Below are 24,502 nucleotides of genomic sequence, written 5' to 3'. Positions count from 1 at the left end.
TATCTTGTCCCTTCCGATTTCTTTACAGTACGCCGTCGGCCTTGAGCTTCTCGACCAGTTCAGAAACTGAACCGACCTTCACACCAGCCTTGCGGCCACCCGGTTCTTCGGTCTTCAAAACCTTGAGACGCGGCGCAATGTCGGCGCCGAAATCGGCAGGCGACTTTTCGTCGAGCGGCTTCTTCTTGGCTTTCATGATGTTGGGCAGCGACGCATAGCGCGGCTGGTTCAAACGAAGATCCACCGTGACAATCGCAGGTAGTTTCACATCAATGGTCTGAAGACCGCCGTCAACTTCACGTGTTACCTTGGCCGAACCGTCGCCCAGCTCAACCTTCGAGGCGAAGGTCGCCTGGCTCCAGCCCAGAAGCGCCGACAGCATCTGGCCGGTCTGGTTTGAATCGTCGTCGATTGCCTGTTTGCCGAGGAAGACGAGGTCTGGCTTCTCGGCTTCGACAACACCCTTCAGAACCTTGGCAACGCCAAGCGGCTCAACCGTTTCGTCCGACTTGACCAGGATCGCACGATCCGCGCCCATCGCCAGCGCCGTGCGCAACGTTTCCTGTGCCTGAGCCGGGCCAACCGAAACCGCGACGATTTCCGTCACCTTGCCCGCTTCCTTCAGACGGATCGCTTCTTCAACCGCGATCTCGTCAAAAGGGTTCATCGACATCTTGACGTTCGCAAGCTCAACGCCCGAACCGTCTCCCTTTACACGGATCTTTACGTTGTAATCGACAACCCGTTTCACTGCGACAAGGACTTTCATCCGCGATTACCTCTTCAATGACTCTTGCAGCACGACTATGCCGCCGTGAACTCCCACCCGCATGTCAAAATCCGACATGAAAGCGGCACCGGCGCAAACTGGTCAGTGACGCAAATGCGCCGCCTATCCGCCGGGAACCGGCACGAAACCTAAAGACGGTTGACGTGCACGTCAATCAGGGTTGGGCCGCTATATCGATTAAAATCACTTTATCTTGACAAGAGGTCATTCCGAATCCGAGCAACCCGACGCCTCTTCTTTTCATGTCATTTACAAGCGACGCGCCATGCTTTAGGTAACGCCCCGCTATCCGGTCGCAGCCTACCCGGTCAAAACAAGGAACCCTGACTTATGAAAACGCTCGTCGTCTGCTCCGGCGGACTCGATTCTGTTTCGCTTGCTTACAGAGTAGCAGCCGAACACCAACTCACCGCTCTCCTCTCCTTCGACTATGGCCAGCGCCACAAAAAGGAACTGGATTCGGCCAGCGCCTGTGCCAAAAGACTCGGCGTTCCCCATCAGGTCATCGATATCACCAGTATCGGCGCTCGTCTGACCGGCTCTGCGCTCACCGACAATGTCGATGTGCCGGACGGACATTATGCGGAGGAAACGATGAAGATCACCGTCGTTCCGAACCGCAATGCAATCATGCTGACAATCGCCTTCGGTGTGGCGGCGGCGCAAGGCGCAGACGCCGTAGCCCTCGCTGTCCATGGCGGCGATCATTTTATCTATCCAGACTGCCGCCCCGGCTTTATCGATGCTTTTCAAACGATGCAGAACCATGCATTGGACGGTTATGCGAACATAAAACTGCTCGCGCCTTATGTGCACGTTTCGAAAGCCGATATCGTTGTCGACGGCGTAAAACACGGTACGCCTTTTGCCGCGACGTGGTCCTGCTACAAGGGCGGCGAACATCATTGCGGGCGCTGCGGCACCTGTGTTGAGCGCCGCGAGGCCTTTCATATCGCGGGCATCGAAGACCCGACGCCCTATGAAGATACGGATTTCTGGCAAGACGCCGTTGCGCGGAGGAACGCCTGATGTTTCGCATCACGAAGGAATTTCATTTCTCCGCATCACACCAACTGGCCGGGCTACCCGCAGACCATCAATGCGCCCGTCTGCACGGCCACAACTATATTGTTGAGGTCGAGCTTTCAGCCCCCGATCTCAACCAGCATGGTTTTGTCCGCGACTATCATGAGCTGGCACCATTCAAGCGCTACATTGATGATCGTTTTGACCATCGTCATCTCAACGATGTTCTGGGGCACGATCAGAGCACGGCTGAGACCCTCGCCCGGCATTTTTTCGAATGGTGTCACGTGCGCTGGCCGGAAGTTTCCGCCGTACGGGTCAGTGAAACGCCCAAGACGTGGGCCGAGTACAGACCGTGACGCAAATACGCATCGCAGAGATCTTCGGCCCCACAATACAGGGCGAAGGCGTGCTGATCGGCGAGCCAACGGTTTTCGTGCGAACCGGTGGCTGCGACTATCGCTGTGTCTGGTGCGACAGCCTCCATGCCGTTGAAAGCCGTTTTCGTCACGAGTGGAAAGCGATGAGCGTGGAGTCGATTTGGGATAAAGTGACGACACTTTCTCGAAATAGACCGCTAACAGTGTCACTTTCTGGCGGCAACCCCGCCATTCAGCCCTTGGGACCGCTCATTGAGCATGGCAAAGCCGAGGGCTATCGCTTTGCGCTGGAAACTCAAGGCTCGGTTGCCCAAGGCTGGTTTTCTGCAGTGGACACATTGGTACTGAGCCCAAAGCCACCCTCGAGCAGCATGAGCTTCGATTTCGATGCTCTGGCGGCCTGTATTGAGGCTGCGGGTGGAGCGCCGCGAACAGTGCTGAAAATGGTCATCTTCGACGATGAGGATTACGCCTTCGCCAAAGAGTTAGGCAGCAGCTATCCCGCTCTGCCGGTTTATCTTCAGCCGGGCAATCACACACCGCCGCCGCCCGAAGCACATGACGGGGCAATTGATATTGACGGCATTATGCGGCGGATGGAGTGGCTGGTTGAAAAGGTGATTGCGGATGGCTGGTATGAAGCGCATGTCCTGCCCCAGCTTCACGTACTGATATGGGGCAACAGACGTGGTGTCTGACTATCTGTTTTGACCGGGAACCCAGAGAACATCCTGCGCGCCATTATCGTTGACAGTTCGCGACGCCACAAACAGGAAATCGGAAAGGCGGTTGATATATTGCAGAGCCTCCGCCGAAACGACCTCTCCTTCCACACGGGCAAGCGCCACCATCAAGCGCTCGGCCCGGCGTGAAACCGTGCGAGCGAGATGCAAAGCGGCAGACGCTGCCGATCCGCCTGGAAGAATGAACGAGCGCAGCGGCTGCAAATCGGCATTGAGGAGATCAATATCAGCTTCTACACGCGCGACCTGTGACGCGACGATGCGCAACGGTTCGTAAGCGAGCGGCTTGCCGTCGTCTGGCGTCGAAAGGTCCGCGCCCAGATCGAAAAGATCGTTCTGGATGCGGCTCAGCATTGCGTCGATCTTCGCAAAGGGGTTGTCTTCACCGCTCGTATGGATGCGCGCCATACCGATGCAGGCGTTGGTTTCGTCCACCGTACCATATGCTTCGACACGCAGGTCGGACTTCAGCCGCCGCGGCCCGCTGGCAAGCCCGGTCATACCCTTGTCACCGGTACGGGTGTAAATCTTGTTGAGCTTGACCATATTTACTGGCCGGTTTTCTGGCGCGCAAAATAGATGGCGCCGACGATCAGGACCACTGCGACAAACTGCAGGAAAATACGCAATCGCATCATCTTGTTTGAGAAATTTCCATCACCGCCACGCATCATGTTGCGCAGACCGATGATCAGAACGACGGCCACAGCGAGCATGGCCACCATTGCTGCGCCCTTGAACAGAACGTCCATTTTATTTCCTTCCCATGCGCACTGTTCCTGACCTCAAGACTGGTCGGACAGCATCCGGTAGAGCCAGCGTGCAGGCATCAGGCGCCTTGCCAGTGACCCAAGTTTCGCCGGTCTTGTCACCAAATAATGCGGACGGGGACGCGGCGCCTCCAATGCATGAAGCAGTACAGCATAGACGGCTTCCGGTCCAAGCTTGTTCTTGGATTTTGTGCCCCCGCTTTCCAATTTCGCCATCTGGCGTTGGTAAAGCTCGCGATGTACCGAAGTTTCCATGTCGATATTGGCTCGAGCATGAAGGGCAGCGTTATAGGTGAAGCGCGACGCAATAGGGCCAGGCTCAATCAGCGACATTTCAATCCCTGAACCTTCCAGTTCCATGCGCTGTGCAAGCATCAGCCCCTCAAGTGCAAATTTCGATGCCACATAGGCACCACGCCATTTCATAGGCACCAGTCCCAGGATGGACGAGCAATGCACGATGCGCCCGCGTCCCTGTCGGCGCATAACCGGAATCATGCGTCGGGTGAGATCATGCCAGCCGAAAAAATTGGCTTCAAACTGCTGGCGCAAGGCTTCAACCGGCAAGTCCTCTATCGCGCCGGGCTGGGCATATGCACCATTGTTGAACAGGGCATCGAGCTTACCGTCAGTCTGGCGCAACACCTCATCGGCAAGCGCGGCGATCGACTGCGACTCCGTATAATCGAGATAATGGGCTTTAATTCCCTTTGCCTTGAGTGCCGCAATATCCGAATCCTTGCGGGCGGTCGCAAAAACACGCCATCCTCGGCTGTGAAGCGCCTCGGCACAATAGGCACCAATACCGGAGGAACAGCCGGTGATAATAATACTGCGCTGTCGATTTCGACCGGATTGTGCCGGAGTCATGGGTTTGCTTCCTGCTGCGATTTTATCCAGCTTGCTTGATTCGGGTCCGGTTTAAAACGGGTCCGGCCCTTGCAATCCGCAGACCGATACTAGATTTAAGGCCTTGGAACACGGGCTGAACACCTATCGAACACCGAGCAAGGTTTTACGGGACAAATCTGCGGATGCGAAAAATAAAACGTTTTCTCCGTCAGATTACCTACGACGTGATTGGGCATTTCAGTTCGGACGACGGCTGGGCTTTCGCCAGCCATATCGCGCTTTCCGGCCTGATGGCGCTGTTTCCGTTCCTGATCTTCGCCACGACGCTTGCGAGCTTTCTCGGCACCAAGGAATTTGCCGATACGGCGGTGCATGTCATCTTCGACATGTGGCCATCGAACATAGCCGCTCCCATCGCCAATGAGGTGATGAACGTGCTGACCGTGCAGCGCAGCGGACTTCTGACGCTCAGTGTCATTGCAGCCGCTTACTTTGCCTCCAATGGTGTGGAGGCGCTGCGCATTGCGCTCAACCGCGCCTATCGCGTCAATGACCAGCGCTCGATCATTTTCTGCCGCCTGCAAAGCTTAGGCTTCGTTCTGGTCGGCACGCTGAGCCTCATGGCCATCAGCTTCCTGCTGGTTCTCGCCCCGCTTGCCGTGCGCATTGCCGAACAATGGTTTCCCGACATTGCGCCATTCACCGGCACGATCGCCTTCTGGCGCTATACGGTGGCGGTGGCGGTTCTGGTTTTGGCGCTGTTCATGGTGCATATCTGGCTACCCGCCGGGCGGCGCAGCCTCGGCGACATCCTGCCCGGCATATTGATCACACTCATAGCCTGGCTTGCCGCCGCGATGGCCTTTGCAAAGTATCTCGAAACCTTCGCCAATTATGTTTCGACCTATGCTGGACTGGCCTCCATCATGGTGGCGATCGTCTTTCTCTACATGCTGTCAGCAATTTTCATCATTGGTGCGGAAATAAACGCCGCGATCATGATTTTTCGCAAGCGCGAACAACAGCCGGAACTTATCGGCGCAAAGTAGTCAGAGCAACGCCGAGGGTTGTTACCACCATGCCCGCTATCTGGATTGCCGACAGTGTCTCACCGAAAATCAGGTAAGCCATGATCGCGGCGGTGCCGGGCACCAGATAAAACAGCGATGCGACTTTCGACATGGCGCCTTCGCGGATCATGACCAGAAGTGCCAGTATGGCGCCAATGGAAATGGCAAGCGTCAGCCAGACCAGTGCGAATATCAGCGAAGGTGACCAGATCATCACCCGCGTTTCAAAGGCAAAGGCGCAGATGGCAGTCAAAATGGCTGCGGCGATATATTGCACCGCAGTCCCTGTCTTCAAATCCGCAGCCGTGCCAAAACGCTTCTGCCATACGGTGCCGGTGCTGATCGCCAGAACTGCTACAAAAGCAGCTGCCAAGCTTTGCGGATCGACACCGCTGTGGCCTGAGAATTTCGGCCAAACCACCATGGCAACACCGAGAAAGCCAATCAGAAGCCCCAGCCATTGCCGCCCACTTGCGCGCTCCCCCAAAAGGAGAGCCGCAATCAGCGTGGTCAGCATGGGCTGAAGACCCGCGACAAGCCCCGACATACCGGCCGGCAATCCGTGATGTACCGCCCAGAACAAGGCGGAAAGATAGGCGCCATGGATGAGACATCCGGCAATCGCCGCATGAAGAAGCATATCGCCCTTGGGCCAGATGCTCCGGCTTGCCAGCGCCCAAAGCGTCATTATGACCGCCGCGATTGAGAACCGTACCGCCATGAAGGTAAACGGTTCGGCATAAGGCATGGAAAGCCCCGCACCGATGAAACCGGTGGCCCAAAGCAAGACAAACATTATGGGAAAGAAACGGGCGGCCATGACAGAATTCTCACTTTCGCGGCTCGCCTTATACCTTTTCGCGTCAATCACCTATCGCATAAAACTGATCGCAGCGTTGAATTTGCCAAACAGTCGTCCGCATTTTATGAAGCGGCATGAACAACGAACCTGAAATCATCCGCATTCTCGTCGACGCGGACGCCTGCCCGGTGAAAGCCGAAATCTATCGCGTGGCGGAACGACATAATCTGCCAGTCACACTGGTGGCCAACAGTTTCATCGCCATCCCACGCGATGCAGAGCGTGTTGAACGGGTCGTCGTATCAGACAAGCTCGATGCTGCCGACGACTGGATCGCCGAGAATTCACAGCCGGGCGCAATCGTGATTACCGCTGACATTCCTTTAGCCAGTCGCTCGCTCGAGAAAGGTGCATCAGTCATTGCGCCGAACGGGCGCGTCCACACCCGCAATACCATCGGCAATACGCTGGCGACGCGCAACCTGATGGATAGTTTGCGTTCCGCTGGTGAAGTCACAGGCGGACCCGCCCCCTTTTCACCCAAGGATCGCTCGGCATTTCTCTCAGCGCTTGATCTGGCCATCGTCAGGCTAAAGCGCGCCGGTTTCGTCTCAGGCTGACCGCATGGAAGCTGTAGCGACACCCGCGCCAACGAGCAACGTACCGCCCGCCCTATTGAACATGCGCAGCGCACGTTCGCTCGAAAAGAAGCGTCGTGCCCGGACCGCCAGAAGCGCATAGGTGAATGCGTTGAGGAAAGCCAACACTAGGAATGTGCTCTCGAAAGCCAGCATCTGAACCGGAAAGTCGCGGGTTGGACTGAGAAACTGCGGAAGAAAAGCCACAAAAAACGTGATGCTCTTCGGATTGAGAGCAGTCACCAGCCAGGCATGGACCAGCATCCGTCCCGGATGCACCTTGTCGTGCCGAGCCTTTGCATTGAGTGTTCCTCCCGCCCGGAAAAGCTTGATGCCGAGCCAGACAAGATAGGCGGCACCAGCCCATTTGACGACGGTGAACACGGTTGCTGAAGTAGCCAGCAGCGCGCCCACGCCAAGCATGGAAAGCGTCATCGCTGTGAAATCGCCCAACGCGACACCGACCGCCATTGGCAAAGCCGCCTTCCAACCCTGACCGAGTGCATATGAGACAACGAGCAGAATTGTTGGCCCCGGAATGACCAGAAGCACGATGGATGCGGCAGAAAATGCAAGCCAGACTTCAAGGCTCATGACCAACTCCCTCTTTTAAAGAGTAAGCAAGCCACTGATTCTCGACTTTGTCGAGTATTAAAGTCTCTGAGCCGCTTCTATGAGTTTTTTCGCTTCCGGGCTGTCCCATGGTGCCGGGCCGTTCATGGATGCAATCTGGCAGCCATCCTTGTCAACCAACAGCGTCACCGGAAGGCCGAAGGCCAGATTCTTGCGCTTCAGTTCGTTGAAGCTCGACATCGACGCGTCCCGGTGTAGCGTCAGGTTCTTGATGCCGACCTCATTCAGAAAGCCCTTGGGCTTGTCGTCCGAGCCGGTGTCGATGTTGATGGCGACGACCTCGAAATCGGCCCCACCCGCTTCGGCCTCCAGCTTGTCGAGAGCCGGCATTTCCTCACGACATGGCGCGCACCATGTCGCCCACAGATTGACGAGCAGTGTCTTACCCTTGAAATCGCCGAGCGTCATCTGCTTGCCGTCAGGCCCTGTAAAGGCGATATACGAGACTGAAATCGGTTTTTCGGCGGCACGCATTGCAGCCACGCCCCCGGTTGCAGCCGCATCAAGTGCCTTCAGCTTATCGACTTTCGATACGCATTGGGCCGAAGCTTCATCGCTTTCTACTGCAACATTCGTCGAAACATTCTGGGTAACCACATTGCCAGAAGGGCGCTCCATCACGTATACCGCCCCGATACCGGCAATGACACCGGCAAGGGCGGCAAGAAGGACGATCTTGCGATTTCCCGATTTCGCCTGCTGTTCGGAATTCGCCTTTTCGTTGTCTTCTGCCATGTCGCGTTACTTCTTTCCAATATTCCGCCAAACCGTCACTCGGGGCATATGAGCATGAGCGAACAAAAATCAAGCAACCAGATGTGGGGCGGCCGTTTTGCCTCAGGGCCCGATGCGATCATGGAAGAGATCAATGCATCGATCGGTTTCGACCGCAAGCTCTATGCGCAGGATATTCAGGGCTCGCTCGCCCACGCAGCCATGCTGGCAAAGACGGGCATTATTGGGGCGGAAGACCATCAACAAATCGAAAATGGTCTCAAAACCATCCTTAAGGAAATCGAGGACGGCAAATTCACCTTTTCGCGCAAGCTCGAAGACATCCACATGAACATTGAGGCGCGGCTTGCCGATCTGATCGGCCCGTCTGCCGGACGGCTCCATACCGCCCGTTCACGCAATGACCAGGTGGCCGTCGACTTCCGTCTTTGGGTGAAGCAGGAACTGGAAAAGACCGCAGCCGCCCTCAAGAACCTGATCGAAGCCTTCCTTGAGCGTGCAGAAGAACACGTCGCAACCGTCATGCCTGGGTTCACGCATCTCCAGACCGCTCAGCCCGTCACCTTTGGTCATCATTGTATGGCCTATGTGGAAATGTTCGGTCGCGATTTGTCGCGTGTGCGCGATGCAATCGAGCGCATGGACGAATCGCCTTTGGGTGCAGCGGCCCTTGCAGGCACCGGCTTCCCGATCGACCGTCACATGACGGCGAAAGCGCTCGGTTTCCGTGAGCCGACCCGTAATTCGCTCGATAGTGTTTCCGACCGCGACTATGCGCTGGAATTCCTGTCGCTCGCCGCGATTTGCGCCGGTCACCTGTCACGTCTGGCCGAAGAAATCGTCATCTGGTCGACACCGCAATTCAACTTCGTGCGCCTGTCCGACGCTTTCTCCACCGGCTCGTCGATCATGCCGCAGAAGAAAAATCCGGATGCCGCCGAGCTCGTTCGCGCCAAGACGGGCCGCATCAATGGTTCGCTGATCGCACTTCTCACCATCATGAAGGGTCTCCCGCTTGCCTACTCCAAGGACATGCAGGAAGACAAGGAGCAGGTCTTCGACGCCGCTGAAAATCTGGAACTCGCCATAGCAGCCATGGCCGGCATGGTGAGGGACCTGACAATCAATGTCGCATCAATGAAGAAAGCCGCAGGCTCCGGCTATTCCACAGCAACCGACCTCGCCGACTGGCTGGTGCGTGAACTGGGCCTCCCCTTCCGCGAAGCACATCACGTCACAGGCCGAGCCGTAGCTCTGGCAGAAAGCCGCAAGGTCGATCTGGCGAAGCTTTCACTTGAAGAACTCCAGTCGATCCATCCAGGTATCACCGATGCCGTCTTCGGTTATCTGACAGTCGAAAAGTCGGTGAAGAGCCGCCAGTCCTTCGGCGGCACGGCCCCTCAGGAAGTGCGCCGCCAGATCCGCTACTGGAAAAAGCGGATTGCCAAGGCCTGATAATCGATCAACATGACGTCATGTGGAATCATCTGTCAAACAGACGATTCCACTTTCGGGCATAATGGGTTAGACCTATCACAAAAGTATATATTTCGGGAACCAAAGCTGATGACAGGCCGCTCCGTTATTTCTTCCGTGCTTCTGATCGCCGCGCTCAGCGCCACACTCGCCGCTTGCGGTCGCAAGGGTCCGCTGGAGCCGCCGCCATCCGCCGTCGTGACGGACGAACAGGGCCATACCAAGCCGAAACCGAAGGAAGACAAGCCGATCATCCTCGACAAGCTGTTGTAAGTTTCTGCTGCAGGGCCTTTTTCCGTGAACCATTTCGAGTATCGCAACGGCGTTCTTCATGCCGAAAATGTCAGCCTGCCTGAAATCGCTCAGGCCGTTGGCACACCTTTCTATGTCTATTCTCGCGCAACCGTCGAGCGCCATTTCCGCGTGTTCAGTGAAGCGTTTGCGGACATGGAAACATTAGTGACATACGCACTGAAGGCCAATTCCAACCAAGCTGTTCTGAAAACACTGGCACAGCTTGGCGCCGGTGCCGACACGGTTTCGGAAGGCGAAATTCGCAGGGCGCTTGCTGCTGGTATCCCCGCCAACAAGATTGTCTTTTCCGGCGTCGGCAAGACGCCCCATGAAATGGACTTCGCGCTTGAGGCAGGCATCTATTGCTTCAATGTTGAATCCGAACCGGAACTGGAAATTCTTTCCACACGCGCCGTAAAGGCAGGCAAGGTCGCATCCGTGTCGCTGCGCATCAACCCTGATGTAGACGCGAAGACCCATGCAAAGATTTCGACCGGAAAATCCGAAAACAAGTTTGGCATTCCGCGCGTGAAGGCGCGCGAGGTCTATGCCCGTGCGGCAAGTCTGCCCGGTCTCGATGTGGTCGGCATCGATATGCATATCGGCAGTCAGATCATCGACCTTGAACCGTTTGACAATGCGTTCGCCCTGATGGCGCACCTGGTCAAGGAACTGCAGGCTGACGGTCACAACATCCGCCACGTCGATGTTGGCGGGGGACTCGGCATTCCTTATCGCACGGACAATACCCCGCCTCCCCTGCCCGTCGCATACGCAGAAATTGTTGCAAAACATATCAAGCCACTTGGCCTGAAGACCGTATTCGAGCCGGGGCGGCTAATCGTCGGAAATGCCGGACTTCTGGTCACGGAAGTGATCTTCGTCAAGGAAGGCGATGCCAAGAACTTCGTCATTGTGGATGCGGCGATGAACGATTTGATTCGTCCGACGCTTTATGATGCGTTCCACGACATCAAGCCCGTTGCTCTACCAAAAGACGACGCCCCGCGTATTCGCGCCGATTTCGTCGGCCCGGTCTGCGAGACGGGTGATTATCTGGGGCTCGACCGGGAAGTGGCGAAACCCGTTCCGGGCGACCTGATCGCCGTCTGCACGACAGGCGCTTATGGTGCAGTGCTTTCCAGCACCTATAACAGCCGCCTGCTCATTCCCGAAGTCCTGGTCGATGGCGACCGCTACCATGTCGTGCGTCCACGTCGTACCTATGAAGAACTCCTGGCGCTCGATTCCGTGCCGGAGTGGTTATAAAACCGAAGAGTACAATTATCATGGCAAAGCCTCGCCTTTGCCATGATGCGTGTTATCCTGTTGCAAGATGAAAACGCGATACACGCCAGAAAGCCGATATGACGGATCGTAGCAACGACAGGAAAGATAGGCCGCGCGCCGCGCGGGAAGCATTCCTGCGGCTCTTTTCCGGGGAAAGCGCTGCTCTGCGTCGGCTCCGTCTGCGTACATTTCTCTCCATCGGCTTCGAACGGTTCTGGCCGCTGATCCTTCCGCTGATCCTTCTCGTCGGCCTGTTTGCCAGTCTGAGCTGGCTCGGACTGTTCGGCATGATGCCGCGATGGCTGCATATCGGCGTGTTGGCCCTGTTCGGGTTGGCCGGTCTCATTGCGCTGTACCTGCCGTTTCGGTTTCGTCCTCCGACGGAAAGGGACGTCACACGCCGCATTGAGGCGATCAACGGTCTCATTCACGAACCGCTCTCCGTCCAGACAGGCCATATGGCAACCGGAGAACACGATCCATTCGCCGTCGCCTTGTGGCACGAACACCAGCGCCGCATGGCGGACCGACTTCAGAACCTGCAATCTGGCCTGCCCTACACGCGTATTCCCGAACGTGACCCGTTTGGCATTCGCGCGGTGATTGCCCTGATCTTCGTGACTTCCGTGGCCTACAGCTTCAGCCCTAACAGCGGTCGCATTGCCGATGCCTTTCATATCCGTCCGGGTGGCAGCACAGCCGTTGCGCGAATCGATGCTTGGGTGACGCCGCCGCGCTATACCGGACGCGCTCCCATTTTCCTGAACACTACGGATGACGGCAAGGTTGCCGCGATCAACGTCCCCCAAGGCAGCATTCTGTCCGTCCGGATCATCGGCGGCGGCTCTGAACGCCTTACTGCGACAGATGCGAAGGGGGAGCGGCGCGATGTACCGCCGACAAACACTCAGGAAGACCAGAAAGAGCCTGCAGAACAGGCCGTCGTCGATGGAAGCCGGAATTTCCGTTATGATTTGCAGCAGGACGAGACCTTGGGGCTTTCCGGCACCGATGCCCGCTGGAAATTTTCCGTTACCCCGGATAATCCACCAACGATTCGTTTTACCAAAGAACCGGGACACGCGCTGAACGGGACATTGCAGCTTTCCTATCAGATTGAGGACGACTATGCGCCCGTAAAAGCCGAAGGTGAGATTGTCCCACTCAACAATGATGACGATGAGGAAGCAACGCCGCTTTACGACGCACCGCAACTGCCGCTCACATTGCCACGCCGCGGCGTTAATGACGCCACGACGTCGAAAGACCTGACCGAGCACCCCTGGGCGGGCGAAAAAGTTGCGCTTACGCTGGTTGTCACCGATGCAGCCGGACAAACCGGGCGCAGCGAAACCAAGATTATTACCTTGCCCGAGCGCCCTTTCAGCAATCCGCTAGCGCGCGCTGTTGCGGAGCAACGCCATATCTTGGCGATCGACGCTACACAGCGCGATCATGTGCTCGATATGCTGTCGGCACTTACGCTTCGCCCGGAAGAAACCATCAAGAATGCAGCGCATTATCTGGGGCTGGTCACAATTGGAACACGTCTTCGTCTCGCCAGGAGCGATGACGCCCTGCGCGATACTGTGGACTATATGTGGCAGGTGGCCCTTGGCATCGAAGATGGCAATCTTTCCGCCGCCGAAAAGCGTCTGCGGCAAGCACAGGAAGCCTTGAAAAACGCTCTCCAGAATGGTGCGTCGCAAGAAGAAATCGAAAAGCTCTCGGCAGACCTGCGCAAGGCGATGCAGGATTTCCTGCGGGAATTTGCCCAGCGCCAGCAGCAGAACCAGAACACACGCCGCGCTACACCCGACCCCAATGCGCGAATGCTGACAGAAAAAGACTTGCAGCGCATGATGGATCAGATCGAAAATCTGGCGCGTCAGGGTTCGCGAGATCAGGCGCAAGAGTTGCTGTCGCAATTACAGAGCCTGATGAACAACCTACAGATGGGTCAGGCGCGTCAGGGCCAGGAAGGTCAAGGGCAAGGCCAACAAGGCCAGATGCAGCAGCAGATGAATAAGCTTGGCGAACTCATGCAACGCCAGCAAAAGACGATGAACGAAACCTTCGATCTCGATCAGAAGATGCAGCGCCAGTTTGGCGGCAGCGATGGTGAAGGCGAATTCGGCGACGACATGTTCCCCGGCGATGACGGCTCCATGGGCGGTGGACAGCCAGACCGTGAAGCGGAAAACGGTCAGGCCGGAAAAAGCGATATTCCACCGGATATGGCTGAAGCCATGCGTAAGCTGCAACAACAGCAGAAGAATCTCCAGTCCGATCTGCAGAAACTGTTGGACGATCTGAAGGGTATGGGCATTGAACCCGGCAAGGACTTTTCAGACGCCGGAAAATCAATGGGGAACGCCACGGACGCGCTCGGCCGCAGCGAAGGTGCCGAAGCAAGCGACCAGCAGGGCAACGCGCTGGATGCGCTGCGTCGCGGCGGACGCGACATGATGCAGAAAATGCAGCAGGCCATGGGTCAGCAAGGTCAGGGGCAGAATGGCGCCAATGGCAATCGCGGAAGAGACCCCCTTGGTCGCCAGCAGGGCAACGGCGACAGCGGCCTGGGCGAAGATGTCAAGATTCCCGGTGAAATCGACATCCAGCGCGCGCGCGAAATTCTTGATGAAATCCGCCGCAAGCTTGGCAATGCACTGACGCCGCAGATGGAAAAGGAATATCTGCAGCGCCTGTTGAAATTCGATTGAGAAACAGGTCGGAGCCTTATTCCATCACACGCCCGACAAAGGGCAACTGACGGAAGGCGTGCCCGACATCCATGCCATAGCCAACGACAAAATAATCCGGGCATTCGAAAGCCACGAAATCGGCATCAAGATCGACCTTGCGGCGCACACTCTTGTCAAGAAGAACAGCAATGCTGACGCTCCTCGCGCCCCGTTCCAGCATCAATTCGCGAACGAACTTCAATGTCTTGCCGGATTCCAGAATATCGTCGATCAGAAGCACATCGCGATCGCGAACGTCGCTGTCGATATCGCGTAGCAGGCGAACTTCCGTGCTCGTCGTCCCCTTGCCGTAGCTCGAAACGGTGATGAACTCGACATCGGGTTCTACGCCTGCATCGTGCATCGCTCGGATGAGGTCGGCTGCAAAGATGAAGGAACCCTTCAGGATCGAAATCGTCAGCAGATTATGAAACTTGCGTTCAGCAATAGCCTTGGCGAGCTCGAGATTACGACCGGCGATCTCGTCCGGGCTAAAGAGAACTTCGATTGTCTTGCCACCGACTTCGGGCATCTGCTGCTTCTCCTGATCGTTCGCTTTCGCGCAGACTTCGGCACCCGTCAAAGGTACCGGAAAGGCACGCTCTATAGCATGGTTTGAGCAAATTGCACCCCATCAGATGAAGCTGCTCCAGCTTCTCCATTTCCCAGCGACGAGATTTCATATAGCGTGACCCGCATGCATCCGGACATCATTGAACTGCGATCATTTTACGATACGACACTGGGCCATCTCGCAGAGCGCGCGATCCGAATGGCATTGGCTGGGTTGTGGAGCCACGTACCGGGAGAGCGACTTGTCGGCATGGGCTACAGCCTTCCCTATCTTGACCGTTTCAGTGCCGATACGGAGCGGTCATTCGCCTTCATGCCAGCCGGTCAGGGAGCTGTCGCCTGGCCTTCAGCAGAAAAAACCGCAACAGCGCTCGTTTTCGACGAGGAATTGCCCCTTCCCGATTCCTCAATTGATCGCGTGCTTATGATACACGCACTAGAATATGCTGAGAACCCGACGGAAACGCTTAAGGAGATGTGGCGCGTCCTCGCCCCAAACGGGCGGCTCGTTATCGTGGTACCGAACCGGCGCGGTCTCTGGGCCCGCTTTGAACATACTCCCTTTGGCAGCGGACGGCCTTATAGCCGTACGCAGCTCACCAGCTTGTTGCGCGAGGCGAATTTCACCGTCAGCACGGTGAGCGACGCTCTGCATTTTCCACCTGCCACACGTCGATGGTTGATGCGGCCTTGTCTTGCGCTGGAAGGCATGGGGCGAAGGTTATGGCCAGTCTTTTCAGGCGTCCTGGTGGTGGAGGCACAAAAGCGGCTCTATCAAGGGCTGCCGGTCGCCCAGCGCTCGTCACGCCGCGTTTTTGTTCCGGTTCTCGCACCACAGGGCACCCCCGTCGGCGGGTTGAGAAAAATACCGGTGCAGACCATCACGACAGATCATAAAAACTAGGACATTTGCGCATCAGCCCTGCGAAAACGACCAGTCGCTGGGGTTGGCAAGTATTACTTAACAAGGTTTTTCTCGACTTGCACGCAATGGCGGGATATGCCGCCATTGTAACTATAATCCATCGCAACTTTAACATTGACCTTTTGGCGGAGCCAAAATCATGACCGATACGCAGAACCTTACCCGTCCCCAGCCTAAGGCCGGCCTGCTCGACATCGCAGCCTACGTACCTGGCAAGGAACATGTGGAAGGTGTTGCAAAGGTCTATAAGCTCTCCTCCAACGAAACACCTGTCGGTCCGAGCCCTCTTGCAGTCGAAGCCTATCGACACGCAGGCGAAAAGCTGGAGCTTTATCCCGATGGACAGGCGCTGGCGCTCCGTGAGGCAATTGCCGAAACGCAGGGGCTCAACATGGCCAACATCCTGTGCGGCAACGGCTCCGACGAGTTGCTCGGCCTGATCTGTCAAACCTATCTTGCCCCAGGCGACGAAGCCATCATTACGGAGCATGGTTTTGCGGTCTACAAGATCCAGACGCTGGGCGCGGGTGCGACACCGATCACGGTGAAGGAAAAGAACGAGCGTATCGACGTGGACGCCATTCTGGCCGGTCTGTCGTCGCGCACGAAGATTGTCTTCATAGCCAATCCGGCCAATCCAACCGGCACCTATTTGCCTTTCGAGGAAGTACGTCGTCTTCATGCCGGACTGCCGAAGCACGTGCTTCTTGTTCTGGATGCAGCCTACGCCGAATATGTCCGTCGAAATGATTATGAAGCCGGTCTCGAACTCGTTTCGTCCAACGAAAACGTAGTCATGACGCGCACCTTCTCGAAAATCCACGGGCTGCCGGGCCTGCGTATTGGCTGGATGTATGCGCCGCTGCACGTGATCGATGCCGTCAATCGCATCCGCGGGCCGTTCAACATGAACTCGGCCGCCATTGCTGCCGGTGCCGCCGCTATCCGTGATCGCGCCCATGTCGAAAAGTCTGTCACCTACAATGAAAAATGGCTTGTCTGGCTGGCTGACGAGTTCACCAAGCTCGGCCTCCGGGTGACACCATCGGTCACGAACTTCCTGCTGATCCATTTTCCAGACGATGCTGCGCATTCGGCGGATAAGGCCGACGAATGGCTTTCCAGGCGCGGTTATATCCTGCGTCGCGTCGGCGGATACGGCTTTCCCAATGCGTTACGCATGACAGTCGGACCGGAAGAAGCCAATCGCGGCGTCGTTGCCGCCCTGACTGAATTTTTGAAGTAATCCCATGTCCACGGTTCATTTCGACAAGATCGCCCTGATCGGCATCGGCCTCATCGGTTCCTCGCTGGCCCGCGTCATTCGGCGCGAAAAACTCGCAGACCACATCGCCATCGCCACACGCAGCAGTGAAACGCTTAAACGTGCCGAAGAACTTGGACTCGGTGACAGTTACACCACCGATAGCACTGAAGCCGTCAAGGATGCCGATCTGGTCATCGTTTCGGTTCCTGTCGGCTCGTCAGGCACCGTGGCGCGCCAGATCGCGTCAAACCTGAAGCCGGGCGCCATCATCACCGATGTGGGCTCCACCAAAGCTTCCGTGATTGCACAGATGCAGCCGGAACTGCCTAACTATGTGCACTTCATTCCCGGACACCCGCTCGCAGGCACGGAATATTCCGGGCCGGATGCTGGCTTTGCAGAACTCTTCACCAATCGCTGGTGCATTCTTACTCCCCTGGCGGATACGGATAAAGCAGCACTGGAGAAACTGAGTGAATTTTGGCTCGCCTGCGGCTCGCGACTTGATCGCATGGATCCGCAGCACCACGATCTGGTGCTGGCCATCGTTTCGCATCTGCCGCACATCATCGCCTACAACATTGTCGGCACGGCCAGTGATCTGGAACAGGTGACGAAGTCAGAAGTCATCAAATATTCGGCTTCCGGTTTCCGCGATTTCACACGTCTGGCCGCGTCCGATCCGACGATGTGGCGTGATGTATGCCTGCACAACAAGGATGCCATCCTCGAAATGCTCGGTCGCTTTTCGGAAGACCTCGCCTCCCTTCAGCGTTCGATACGCTGGGGGGACGGAGAAGCGCTGTTCGATCTTTTCACGCGCACACGGGCTGTCCGACGCGGTATCATTGATGCTGGACAGGAAGTGGACGCACCGGATTTCGGTCGTCAGGCTGCGACACGTACCGGTGAACAAAAATAGGGTGAGACATACTACCCTATTCTCTTAAAGAGCAGGCAACCGCCCTAGCGGGATGAATCCGGCGCTGACTTTACCTTTGCGAACGGCGATCTCCATCACGGGATTGCCGTTTTCGTCTTTCGGCATGGCTGAGAGAGCGAACAAAACGGTGGCAATATTACCGCCCTGCTCAGGAAAAACTGTCTGTCCAGCCTGTGCCAACGATTGCGGATTGACCATAGTCAGCTTCACGTCGGCATTGATCAGCCCGTCTGCATCGACCGAAAACGGCCCGGTGACAGAGACCATGGCTCCATTTGGCATTGAGAGAAAAGCCTGATTGACCGTACCGGAATGTCCGCGCAGCCGTTCATGAAAAGGCATATCGCTTCGCGCAAGCAGCGCTGCAGCATCGACCACATCAATATCCGCCACCCCGTCGATTTCAGGACTGCTGGCATTGCCAATCACTGCCTTTGCTAGTTTCAATCCGGCAAAGCGACCATTGATCTTCAGGGTGCCGTCCTCTTGGCTTAAGCGGAAATCCATCTGTTCGAGCGTGCTCAGTGGCTCCGTCTTCGTGGTTTCCGTACGAAGGCCAACCGCGACCTCGTGTGCAGCCAGTTCGATTTCTGTCGGAAACGGACGCGCCAACCGGGTATTGGAGGTAAACTTGTTCCAGTTGACTTCCAACGGCTCCAGCCCCGGAAACTCGATGAAGGCAGGACCTGTAAGATCATTCGACAGAGAGCGCGGGGCGTAAACCGGAGACCCCGAGGTGAAACGTCCGGCGCGGAACGACATACCCTCGGAAGGACGCTGCCAGGAAATACTGTCGCAGACCACATTGACGCGCAGCGGATAACCGCCCATACGCAGGTCTTCGCACTTCACTCCAACACCCTGGGCAGCAAGCTTGGCCATGTCAGCCTCGGCTCGCGCTTCCAGTCTGTTTGCGATATAGAACCAGCCCACCGTGTAGCCTGCGATCAAGACAACAAGAATGACGACGAGCGCTATGGGACGCTTTCTGGCTTTCGGTGCGTTCATTCCAGTGTGCGCCATTTTAAAGCCTTACATTGTTCAGACGGTTATTTCGAAGAGCCTCATCCCAGGTTCAGATCGCGTATCTAATCCCGATCTCTTGTGCTCCTCCCGACTGTTGGCCATTTTATGGCAGGAATGTGCCTTGTGAAGCGTTGGAGGGGAAAAATCGAGAGATATCCGTTGATTACCGGTGGAAATCGGCGTTCACTAAATCAATATAGATACTCTGATGACCACACTCCTGGATGACAGGCGAATGAACGATTTCTGGGTTTTCGGCTACGGCTCGCTGATGTGGCGGCCGGGTTTCGCGCATGTGGAGACCGTGCGCGCGCGCCTTTACGGCTATAGGCGCAGTCTATGCATCTACTCCCATGTTCACCGTGGAACTCCCGATCAGCCCGGTCTGGTTCTGGGTCTCGATGCCGGTGGCTCATGCCTCGGTATTGCCTTTCGCGTACCCGGAGGCATGGCTGGTGAGGTGATGGCCTATCTGCGCGAACGGGAAATGTCGAACCAGGTCTATCATGAAAGAAATCTTCGGCTTCGCCTTGCAGATGGACGGAATGTCAGCGCTGTCACCTACGTAGCCGACCGCCATCACCTGCAATACGCAGGTTCGCTGAAAGCCGAGGAAGCCGCAGCAATTGTCGCATCGGCTCGTGGCGATTCCGGCGCCAATGTCGATTATGTCGCCAATACGCTTCAGCATCTGCGCAATATGCGTGTCCGTGACCACTGGCTGGAGCGCGTCAACGATCTCATTGACCACGATACTCAACGATAATCAGACGGTTCTGGGAGCCGAACGCAGTTGCTGCGCTTCGCAAAAATTCCGGCGCTCAAGCGCTCAGCCCTTGTTCTTGCCCAATGCAACCGCTACATCTCGGCCAATTGCCAAGGAGGCCTCCATGATCGCATTGTTCCGTACCATTGATTTGGCGCTCGATATTTACACCTATATTATTATTGCGAGTGCCATTTTCTCATGGCTCTATGCTTTCAATGTCGTCAATTCCGGCAACCGCTTCGTGGCCTCAATCGGTGAGTTTCTCTACAAGGTCACCGAGCCTGTTCTGCGCCCGATCCGCAATATCTTGCCCAATCTAGGCGGGATCGATATTTCGCCCATTATCCTGCTGCTGATCATCTTCTTCATCCGCCAGTTCATGTGGACAACGTTGCTGCCGCTTTTCCTATAAGCGCGCCAACCGGAATCTGAAGCCTGAAACAAAAGCGCCCGGACATTGCCGGGCGCTTTTGTTTTGGATGGATCGGATAGCTATCTCTTACTTGCCCTTGGCCCGTTCGATAGCTTCCACGATGAACTTACGAGCGTAATCTTCGTCGCCCCAGTCCCCGATTTTGACCCACTTGCCCGGTTCCAGATCTTTGTAGTGCTCAAAGAAATGCGCGATCTGCTTCAGAGTGATCTCCGGCATATCGGTGTAGTCGTGAATCTTCTCGTAGCGGCGCGTCAGGTGCGGCGACGGAACGGCGATGATCTTTTCGTCCTTGCCGGAATTATCTTCCATGACGAGAACGCCAATCGGGCGAACGTTGATCACGCATCCGGGAACCAGCGGACGGGTGTTGCAGACGAGAACGTCAATCGGATCGCCATCTTCCGAAAGCGTATGTGGCACAAAGCCGTAATTGCCCGGATAGGTCATTGGCGTGTAGAGGAAACGGTCGACGATGAGGGCGCCGGCCTTCTTGTCCATCTCGTACTTGATCGGCTGGCCGCCGACAGGCACTTCAATGATGACGTTGACGTCTTCAGGAGGATTGGAGCCGATGGAGATGGCATCAATATTCATGATGTGTCCTTTCGTGTCGGGCTCTGATAACGGGTTTCATGGTTGCGCGCAAGAAAAACGAAAGTTCAAGAAAACGCGGCGAATTGTCGTTCCCGCAACGCAATTGAACGTGATCAGGCCATAGATTGTTGTGAAGGCTAGGCACCGAGCTCGTTCAGTCTTTGAACAGCAGCCGGTGGCATAGGTGGTGGATTGGGATCGCGGCTGGCAGCGACGAGAAGTTCGTCGCAGGCCGTTTCCGTCGTTTCGATGAGCCGCTTCAGGAATTCATCCTTCGGGAGCCCCGCCGGAATTGGTGGTAGAATACGGGCGCGAATGGTTCCGGGATAACGCAGGAACTTGCGGCGCGGCCAGTAGAGGCCTGCATTGTGCGCAATCGGCAAAACCGGAAGATTGAGCGCTTCATAGAGATGAACGATACCGTATTTGTATTGTGGCGGAGCACCGGGGGATCTGCGTGTTCCCTCGGGATAGATCAAAATCTGTCGGCCCTCCGCAATCGCTTTTTCCGCTCCCTTGGTGATCGAATGCAGCGCCTTTACACGAGAGCCGCGATCAACCGGGATCATCTGCATCTTGGCGATATACCAACCGAAAAGCGGAATGCGCATCAGTTCTCGCTTCAGGATAAGAACCGGATCATCGAGATAGGGCAGGAAAGCATAGGTATCCCAGGCAGACTGGTGCTTTGGTGCGCAAATATAGGCGCCTTTGGGAATGTTCTCTAATCCTTCGACGACATAGTCGGTGCCCGCGATATACTTCTGGAGCCAGAGGTTGACCCTTGCCCACAACTTCGGCACGATCCAGGCCTTCTTGCGAGGCAACAGAAAATAAAAGGGCGTGTAAACGATCATCTGAACAAGTGTGCAGATATAGAACGCCGCATTAAACAAGATTGAGCGCAGATAGAGAAGCATCAGTCGGTGCAGACCCTGGCTAAAGCATTTTCGCTCCCGACTGGCGGTAAACGATCACGCGCGAATTCTGGACTTTTTGCAGAAAGTGACGGCATCGATATATCAGGAAGAGCGGCCATTTCCATCAGGAAATCGTAAACCCGCAGCGAGATCAGTTCTCAGTCACTGTATTTTGCCCGGGCCGTGTTCCAAACAGTTCGGTCGCCCCGACACGCACGACAGCGCCCAGATATTTCACATACTCGATAAAGAGCACGCGCAAAGTGTCGCTTTCGGCAACCCAGCTATGTTCACGGCGTTCCCCATTAACGACCGGATAGGGAATGAATTCCACATCTTTCATGCGATAGGACATTTCCAGCGTGCTGCGCGGAATATGATAGTTATTCGTAACCAGGATCACACGACGGTAATTGTTGGTGCGAATCCAGCGTTCGCTTTCCGTCGCGTTGCCGACGGTGTTGAGAGCCGACCGGTCGAGATCGACACAGCAATCGAACAGGCTCTGGTCCGCATGGGTTGCACGCTGCAACGTCTTTTCATTAGTGGCCGGATGAACACCGCTGATCAGAAGACGCTTCCCTCGCTTGTCCTTCAGAAGATTGACAGCAGCCTGTATTCTGGATTGTCCGCCAGTCAGAACGATGATCGCATCGGCAGGCTGGTCAAGCGCCGGAGGCTGCATGCTGGTGACCTTTTCACCAAACGCGACGAAGCCGACGAGAAACGCCAGAAGAACAATAAACAGAATGATGGAAACGGGCTGGAGACGTCTGAACATGCGCATCATCACAGACCATAAGAAATTGCCGGATGCAATCGTAAAGGAGTGCAGGGAAATGCTCCTCCGATTACGGCGCCAGACCACAACTCCCGTAGAGAGTCCGTTTGCTGTCTGCCTCTGTGCCACTGCATCGTCACTCGACCGGTGTCCCTCCGATGGCGCTTGCGGAATTCGCGTAACATCTCTTCGCCCATCATAGCCAGCATTGCGGCGAGAAGTCGGAGAAACGGGCGAAAAACTTGTCTTGAAAGCGGCCAGATCGGAAAAGGTCTTCATTCGGAGCGTACTCCCGGACCGTCCATGGTTGCAAGCTGTCGGATCACAGTCAGGCGACTTGTCAGCATGGTCAGGAAGCTGACCAGAATAATGATGACGGCAGCGCCGATGTAACCGCTGCGCCCAACGGCGAAATTGCCGAACATGGCAGCAGCCTGATCGCCTTCGGGGGTTGCCACATGGCTTGATGCCCACCACGAGAAGACCAGAAATACGAACATTGCCGCCGCACCGCCACAAAGCGCACCCTTCAATGCGGTGCGGAAGAAGTGCCATTCGAACTCGCGCGCCACAAATTTCGATTCAGCGCCAATAAAATGAAGCACCTCGATAATATGGCTGTTACCGGACATTGCGCCACGTGTGGCAAAGATCACGGTCAAAATGGTCGCAGCAATCACGAGCGAAAGAACGGCTGTCCCAACGAGCACCGTCGTATGCGCCATGGAGACAAGTCGATCAACCCAGGTACGGTGATCGTCAAACGTTGCCGCCGGAATGGCGCGTGTGATTTCAGCCCGCATGGTTTCAAAGTCAGGCGGCGCATTTTCATCGATCGTCACCACAACGAGCCTCGGCACGGGCAGTTCATCGATATTGAGGCCACTACCGAGCCATGGTTCGAGAAGCCGCGCGGTCGCATCCTTGTCGATAATACTCGCGCCTTTTACACCAGCAAAGCCACGCGCGATCTCACTCGCTTGAACCAGAGCCTTTTCCATGTCCTGTCCGTCGACAGGACGAATCTGGATTGTGGCTTCGCGGGCGATCTGGCTCTGCCAGGCGGCAGCCGAGGCGCGGACAAGTGTCACTCCTCCCATCGTCAGACATGCCAGAAACGTCATGATAGCAATCACGATGACAAGTGCGTTGCCTGTCACGCTGCCATCAGGCACGATGGGGCTTGGTCCCTGTCGTTTCCGGCGTTTGCCAATGCGGACAAGCAACATGTCCCTGAGGTCCTCGAAACGGACCTGGATATCAGTCAATGTACGTCGCCAGGCGTTCTTCACATCAATCATAAATGTCGAGCCGCCCATGTTCGAGGATCATGCGTCGCGCATCAACCTGCTCCATCAGGGAAAGATCGTGGGTCGCGATAATCACAGCCGTTCCAGAACGATTCAACTCGGTGAAAAGGCGCAGTAGACGCTTTGCAAGAGGCGGATCGACATTGCCCGTCGGTTCGTCGGCCAGAAGAAGTTCCGGCTGATCGATAAGCGCGCGGGCAATCGCTGCGCGCTGCTTCTCTCCGCCCGAAAGAACCGGCGGCAACACGTTCATTCTGTCGCCGAGCCCGACCCAATGCAGCAGCTCCTCCACCTCGTGACGATAGGTCGCCTCTTCCTTTCCGCGGACACGTAGCGGCAGCGCCACATTCTCATAAGTGGTCATATGATCGAGCAGGCGAAAATCCTGAAAAACGATACCAATGCGGCGGCGCAGAAGCGGAATTTCCGCATGATTGAGCCGCGCAACATCCCTGCCGAAAATATTGATGAGGCCGCGCGTAGGCTTCAGCGCCATGAAGAGAAGGCGCATGAGCGAGGTTTTCCCGGCCCCTGACGGGCCGGTCAGAAACTGAAATGAACGCGGCGGAATATGGAAACTGACATCGCGCAAGATCTCAGGACCCATTCCATATCGAAGGCCGACATTCTCGAAACGTATCACCGGGCTGTTTCTCTTCAATTGTCCGCGCGCTAAAGGACGCACGGATGACATGGATATCAGATCGACCTTTAT

Annotated in this window: 28 protein-coding genes; 14 read left to right on the top strand and 14 right to left on the bottom strand. The window is 56.1% G+C overall.

Annotated elements, in window-relative coordinates; genetic code table 11:
• Positions 1-22: 22 nt before the first annotated feature.
• Positions 23-769: an electron transfer flavoprotein subunit beta/FixA family protein gene (locus FJQ48_RS09100; RefSeq protein WP_139974856.1), complete on the bottom strand. Its 747-nt coding sequence runs from the start codon at positions 767-769 to the stop codon at positions 23-25.
• Between the two features lie 351 nt (positions 770-1,120).
• On the opposite strand from FJQ48_RS09100, the gene queC reads away from it, so the two are divergent.
• From queC to queE, 3 genes are read left to right on the top strand one after another with little or no spacing between them, the layout of a single operon-like run.
• Positions 1,121-1,819 (top strand): 7-cyano-7-deazaguanine synthase QueC, encoded by a 699-nt coding sequence (gene queC, locus FJQ48_RS09095; RefSeq protein WP_139974855.1) that lies wholly within the window; start codon positions 1,121-1,123, stop codon positions 1,817-1,819.
• Entirely contained in the window at positions 1,819-2,175 is a 357-nt protein-coding gene (gene queD / locus FJQ48_RS09090) for a 6-carboxytetrahydropterin synthase QueD (protein ID WP_139974854.1), read from the top strand. Before queC ends, queD begins: the two co-directional genes overlap by 1 nt.
• Complete coding sequence (gene queE / locus FJQ48_RS09085; protein ID WP_139974853.1) at positions 2,154-2,894, top strand: 7-carboxy-7-deazaguanine synthase QueE; 741 nt, start codon at positions 2,154-2,156, stop codon at positions 2,892-2,894. Before queD ends, queE begins: the two co-directional genes overlap by 22 nt.
• On the opposite strand, the gene FJQ48_RS09080 is transcribed toward queE, so the two are convergent.
• The 3 genes from FJQ48_RS09080 to FJQ48_RS09070 are packed head-to-tail and all read right to left on the bottom strand — an operon-like array spanning position 2,895 to position 4,579.
• Positions 2,895-3,485, bottom strand: a complete 591-nt coding sequence (locus tag FJQ48_RS09080) for a cob(I)yrinic acid a,c-diamide adenosyltransferase (protein ID WP_139974852.1) — start codon at positions 3,483-3,485, stop codon at positions 2,895-2,897. It lies immediately after the preceding gene.
• A 2-nt stretch (positions 3,486-3,487) separates the two neighbouring features.
• Positions 3,488-3,691: a twin transmembrane helix small protein gene (locus tag FJQ48_RS09075; protein ID WP_139974851.1), complete on the bottom strand. Its 204-nt coding sequence runs from the start codon at positions 3,689-3,691 to the stop codon at positions 3,488-3,490.
• A gap of 33 nt (positions 3,692-3,724) precedes the next feature.
• A complete protein-coding gene (locus FJQ48_RS09070; protein ID WP_139974850.1) occupies positions 3,725-4,579 on the bottom strand; it encodes an SDR family oxidoreductase in 855 nt (284 codons plus the stop codon).
• A gap of 164 nt (positions 4,580-4,743) precedes the next feature.
• On the opposite strand from FJQ48_RS09070, the gene FJQ48_RS09065 reads away from it, so the two are divergent.
• On the top strand, positions 4,744-5,610 hold the full coding sequence (locus tag FJQ48_RS09065; protein ID WP_139974849.1) for a YihY/virulence factor BrkB family protein: 867 nt from the start codon (positions 4,744-4,746) through the stop codon (positions 5,608-5,610).
• Here the strand turns inward: FJQ48_RS09065 and FJQ48_RS09060 are convergent.
• Positions 5,594-6,451, bottom strand: coding sequence for a DMT family transporter (locus FJQ48_RS09060; protein WP_139974848.1), 858 nt, complete (start codon positions 6,449-6,451; stop codon positions 5,594-5,596). The two genes, FJQ48_RS09065 and FJQ48_RS09060, sit on opposite strands and share 17 nt — an antisense overlap.
• Positions 6,452-6,567: 116 nt before the next feature.
• Here FJQ48_RS09060 and FJQ48_RS09055 point away from each other — a divergent pair, with 116 nt between their 5' ends.
• Complete coding sequence (locus tag FJQ48_RS09055) at positions 6,568-7,053, top strand: YaiI/YqxD family protein (RefSeq protein ID WP_139974847.1); 486 nt, start codon at positions 6,568-6,570, stop codon at positions 7,051-7,053.
• Here FJQ48_RS09055 and FJQ48_RS09050 read toward each other — a convergent pair.
• The gene (locus tag FJQ48_RS09050) at positions 7,045-7,665 is read right to left on the bottom strand and encodes a LysE family translocator (RefSeq protein WP_139974846.1); all 621 of its coding nucleotides are present in this window, start codon (positions 7,663-7,665) and stop codon (positions 7,045-7,047) included. The two genes, FJQ48_RS09055 and FJQ48_RS09050, sit on opposite strands and share 9 nt — an antisense overlap.
• 57 nt (positions 7,666-7,722) lie before the next feature.
• On the bottom strand, positions 7,723-8,439 hold the full coding sequence (locus FJQ48_RS09045; protein WP_139974845.1) for a TlpA disulfide reductase family protein: 717 nt from the start codon (positions 8,437-8,439) through the stop codon (positions 7,723-7,725).
• A gap of 54 nt (positions 8,440-8,493) precedes the next feature.
• Between FJQ48_RS09045 and argH the strand changes: the two genes are divergently transcribed.
• The 4 genes from argH (at position 8,494) to FJQ48_RS09025 (ending at position 14,222) form a co-directional block, all read left to right on the top strand.
• Complete coding sequence (argH, locus tag FJQ48_RS09040; protein ID WP_139974844.1) at positions 8,494-9,894, top strand: argininosuccinate lyase; 1,401 nt, start codon at positions 8,494-8,496, stop codon at positions 9,892-9,894.
• Positions 9,895-10,005: 111 nt separating this feature from the next.
• Positions 10,006-10,188 (top strand): lipoprotein, encoded by a 183-nt coding sequence (locus tag FJQ48_RS09035; protein ID WP_139974843.1) that lies wholly within the window; start codon positions 10,006-10,008, stop codon positions 10,186-10,188.
• A 24-nt stretch (positions 10,189-10,212) separates the two neighbouring features.
• Positions 10,213-11,478 (top strand): diaminopimelate decarboxylase, encoded by a 1,266-nt coding sequence (lysA, locus tag FJQ48_RS09030; RefSeq protein ID WP_139974842.1) that lies wholly within the window; start codon positions 10,213-10,215, stop codon positions 11,476-11,478.
• 98 nt (positions 11,479-11,576) lie between these two features.
• Positions 11,577-14,222: a TIGR02302 family protein gene (locus FJQ48_RS09025; protein ID WP_139974841.1), complete on the top strand. Its 2,646-nt coding sequence runs from the start codon at positions 11,577-11,579 to the stop codon at positions 14,220-14,222.
• A gap of 16 nt (positions 14,223-14,238) precedes the next feature.
• On the opposite strand, the gene hpt is transcribed toward FJQ48_RS09025, so the two are convergent.
• The gene (hpt, locus tag FJQ48_RS09020; protein WP_139974840.1) at positions 14,239-14,775 is read right to left on the bottom strand and encodes a hypoxanthine phosphoribosyltransferase; all 537 of its coding nucleotides are present in this window, start codon (positions 14,773-14,775) and stop codon (positions 14,239-14,241) included.
• Between the two features lie 165 nt (positions 14,776-14,940).
• On the opposite strand from hpt, the gene FJQ48_RS09015 reads away from it, so the two are divergent.
• The 3 genes from FJQ48_RS09015 to FJQ48_RS09005 all read left to right on the top strand — a co-directional run bounded on the left by FJQ48_RS09015 (position 14,941) and on the right by FJQ48_RS09005 (position 17,930).
• Complete coding sequence (locus tag FJQ48_RS09015) at positions 14,941-15,720, top strand: class I SAM-dependent methyltransferase (protein WP_139974898.1); 780 nt, start codon at positions 14,941-14,943, stop codon at positions 15,718-15,720.
• Positions 15,721-15,880: 160 nt separating this feature from the next.
• Positions 15,881-16,987 (top strand): histidinol-phosphate transaminase, encoded by a 1,107-nt coding sequence (gene hisC / locus FJQ48_RS09010; RefSeq protein WP_139974839.1) that lies wholly within the window; start codon positions 15,881-15,883, stop codon positions 16,985-16,987.
• A gap of 4 nt (positions 16,988-16,991) precedes the next feature.
• A complete protein-coding gene (locus tag FJQ48_RS09005) occupies positions 16,992-17,930 on the top strand; it encodes a prephenate/arogenate dehydrogenase family protein (protein WP_139974838.1) in 939 nt (312 codons plus the stop codon).
• A 24-nt stretch (positions 17,931-17,954) separates the two neighbouring features.
• Here the strand turns inward: FJQ48_RS09005 and FJQ48_RS09000 are convergent, their stop codons facing one another.
• Positions 17,955-18,974: a DUF2125 domain-containing protein gene (locus FJQ48_RS09000; protein ID WP_139974837.1), complete on the bottom strand. Its 1,020-nt coding sequence runs from the start codon at positions 18,972-18,974 to the stop codon at positions 17,955-17,957.
• Between the two features lie 211 nt (positions 18,975-19,185).
• Between FJQ48_RS09000 and FJQ48_RS08995 the strand changes: the two genes are divergently transcribed.
• Together FJQ48_RS08995 and FJQ48_RS08990 are read left to right on the top strand one after the other, a co-directional pair.
• Positions 19,186-19,743 (top strand): gamma-glutamylcyclotransferase, encoded by a 558-nt coding sequence (locus FJQ48_RS08995; protein ID WP_139974836.1) that lies wholly within the window; start codon positions 19,186-19,188, stop codon positions 19,741-19,743.
• A gap of 124 nt (positions 19,744-19,867) precedes the next feature.
• The gene (locus FJQ48_RS08990; protein ID WP_061344492.1) at positions 19,868-20,158 is read left to right on the top strand and encodes a YggT family protein; all 291 of its coding nucleotides are present in this window, start codon (positions 19,868-19,870) and stop codon (positions 20,156-20,158) included.
• An 87-nt stretch (positions 20,159-20,245) separates the two neighbouring features.
• Here the strand turns inward: FJQ48_RS08990 and ppa are convergent, their stop codons facing one another.
• From ppa to ftsE, 5 genes are all read right to left on the bottom strand, one after another.
• Positions 20,246-20,776, bottom strand: a complete 531-nt coding sequence (gene ppa / locus FJQ48_RS08985) for an inorganic diphosphatase (protein ID WP_010657539.1) — start codon at positions 20,774-20,776, stop codon at positions 20,246-20,248.
• 137 nt (positions 20,777-20,913) lie between these two features.
• Positions 20,914-21,696 (bottom strand): 1-acyl-sn-glycerol-3-phosphate acyltransferase, encoded by a 783-nt coding sequence (locus FJQ48_RS08980; RefSeq protein ID WP_139974835.1) that lies wholly within the window; start codon positions 21,694-21,696, stop codon positions 20,914-20,916.
• 151 nt (positions 21,697-21,847) lie between these two features.
• Entirely contained in the window at positions 21,848-22,756 is a 909-nt protein-coding gene (locus FJQ48_RS08975; RefSeq protein WP_139974834.1) for a YdcF family protein, read from the bottom strand.
• Positions 22,753-23,796: an ABC transporter permease gene (locus FJQ48_RS08970; protein WP_139974833.1), complete on the bottom strand. Its 1,044-nt coding sequence runs from the start codon at positions 23,794-23,796 to the stop codon at positions 22,753-22,755. The genes FJQ48_RS08975 and FJQ48_RS08970 overlap by 4 nt, the downstream gene beginning before the upstream one ends.
• Positions 23,771-24,394, bottom strand: coding sequence for a cell division ATP-binding protein FtsE (gene ftsE, locus FJQ48_RS08965; protein ID WP_247870335.1), 624 nt, complete (start codon positions 24,392-24,394; stop codon positions 23,771-23,773). The genes FJQ48_RS08970 and ftsE overlap by 26 nt, the downstream gene beginning before the upstream one ends.
• Between the last annotated feature and the right edge of the window lie 108 nt (positions 24,395-24,502).

The sequence above is a fragment of the Ochrobactrum sp. CGA5 genome (assembly GCF_006345815.1).
GTDB lineage: Bacteria > Pseudomonadota > Alphaproteobacteria > Rhizobiales > Rhizobiaceae > Brucella.
This window is presented reverse-complemented; position numbering and strand designations above follow the sequence as displayed.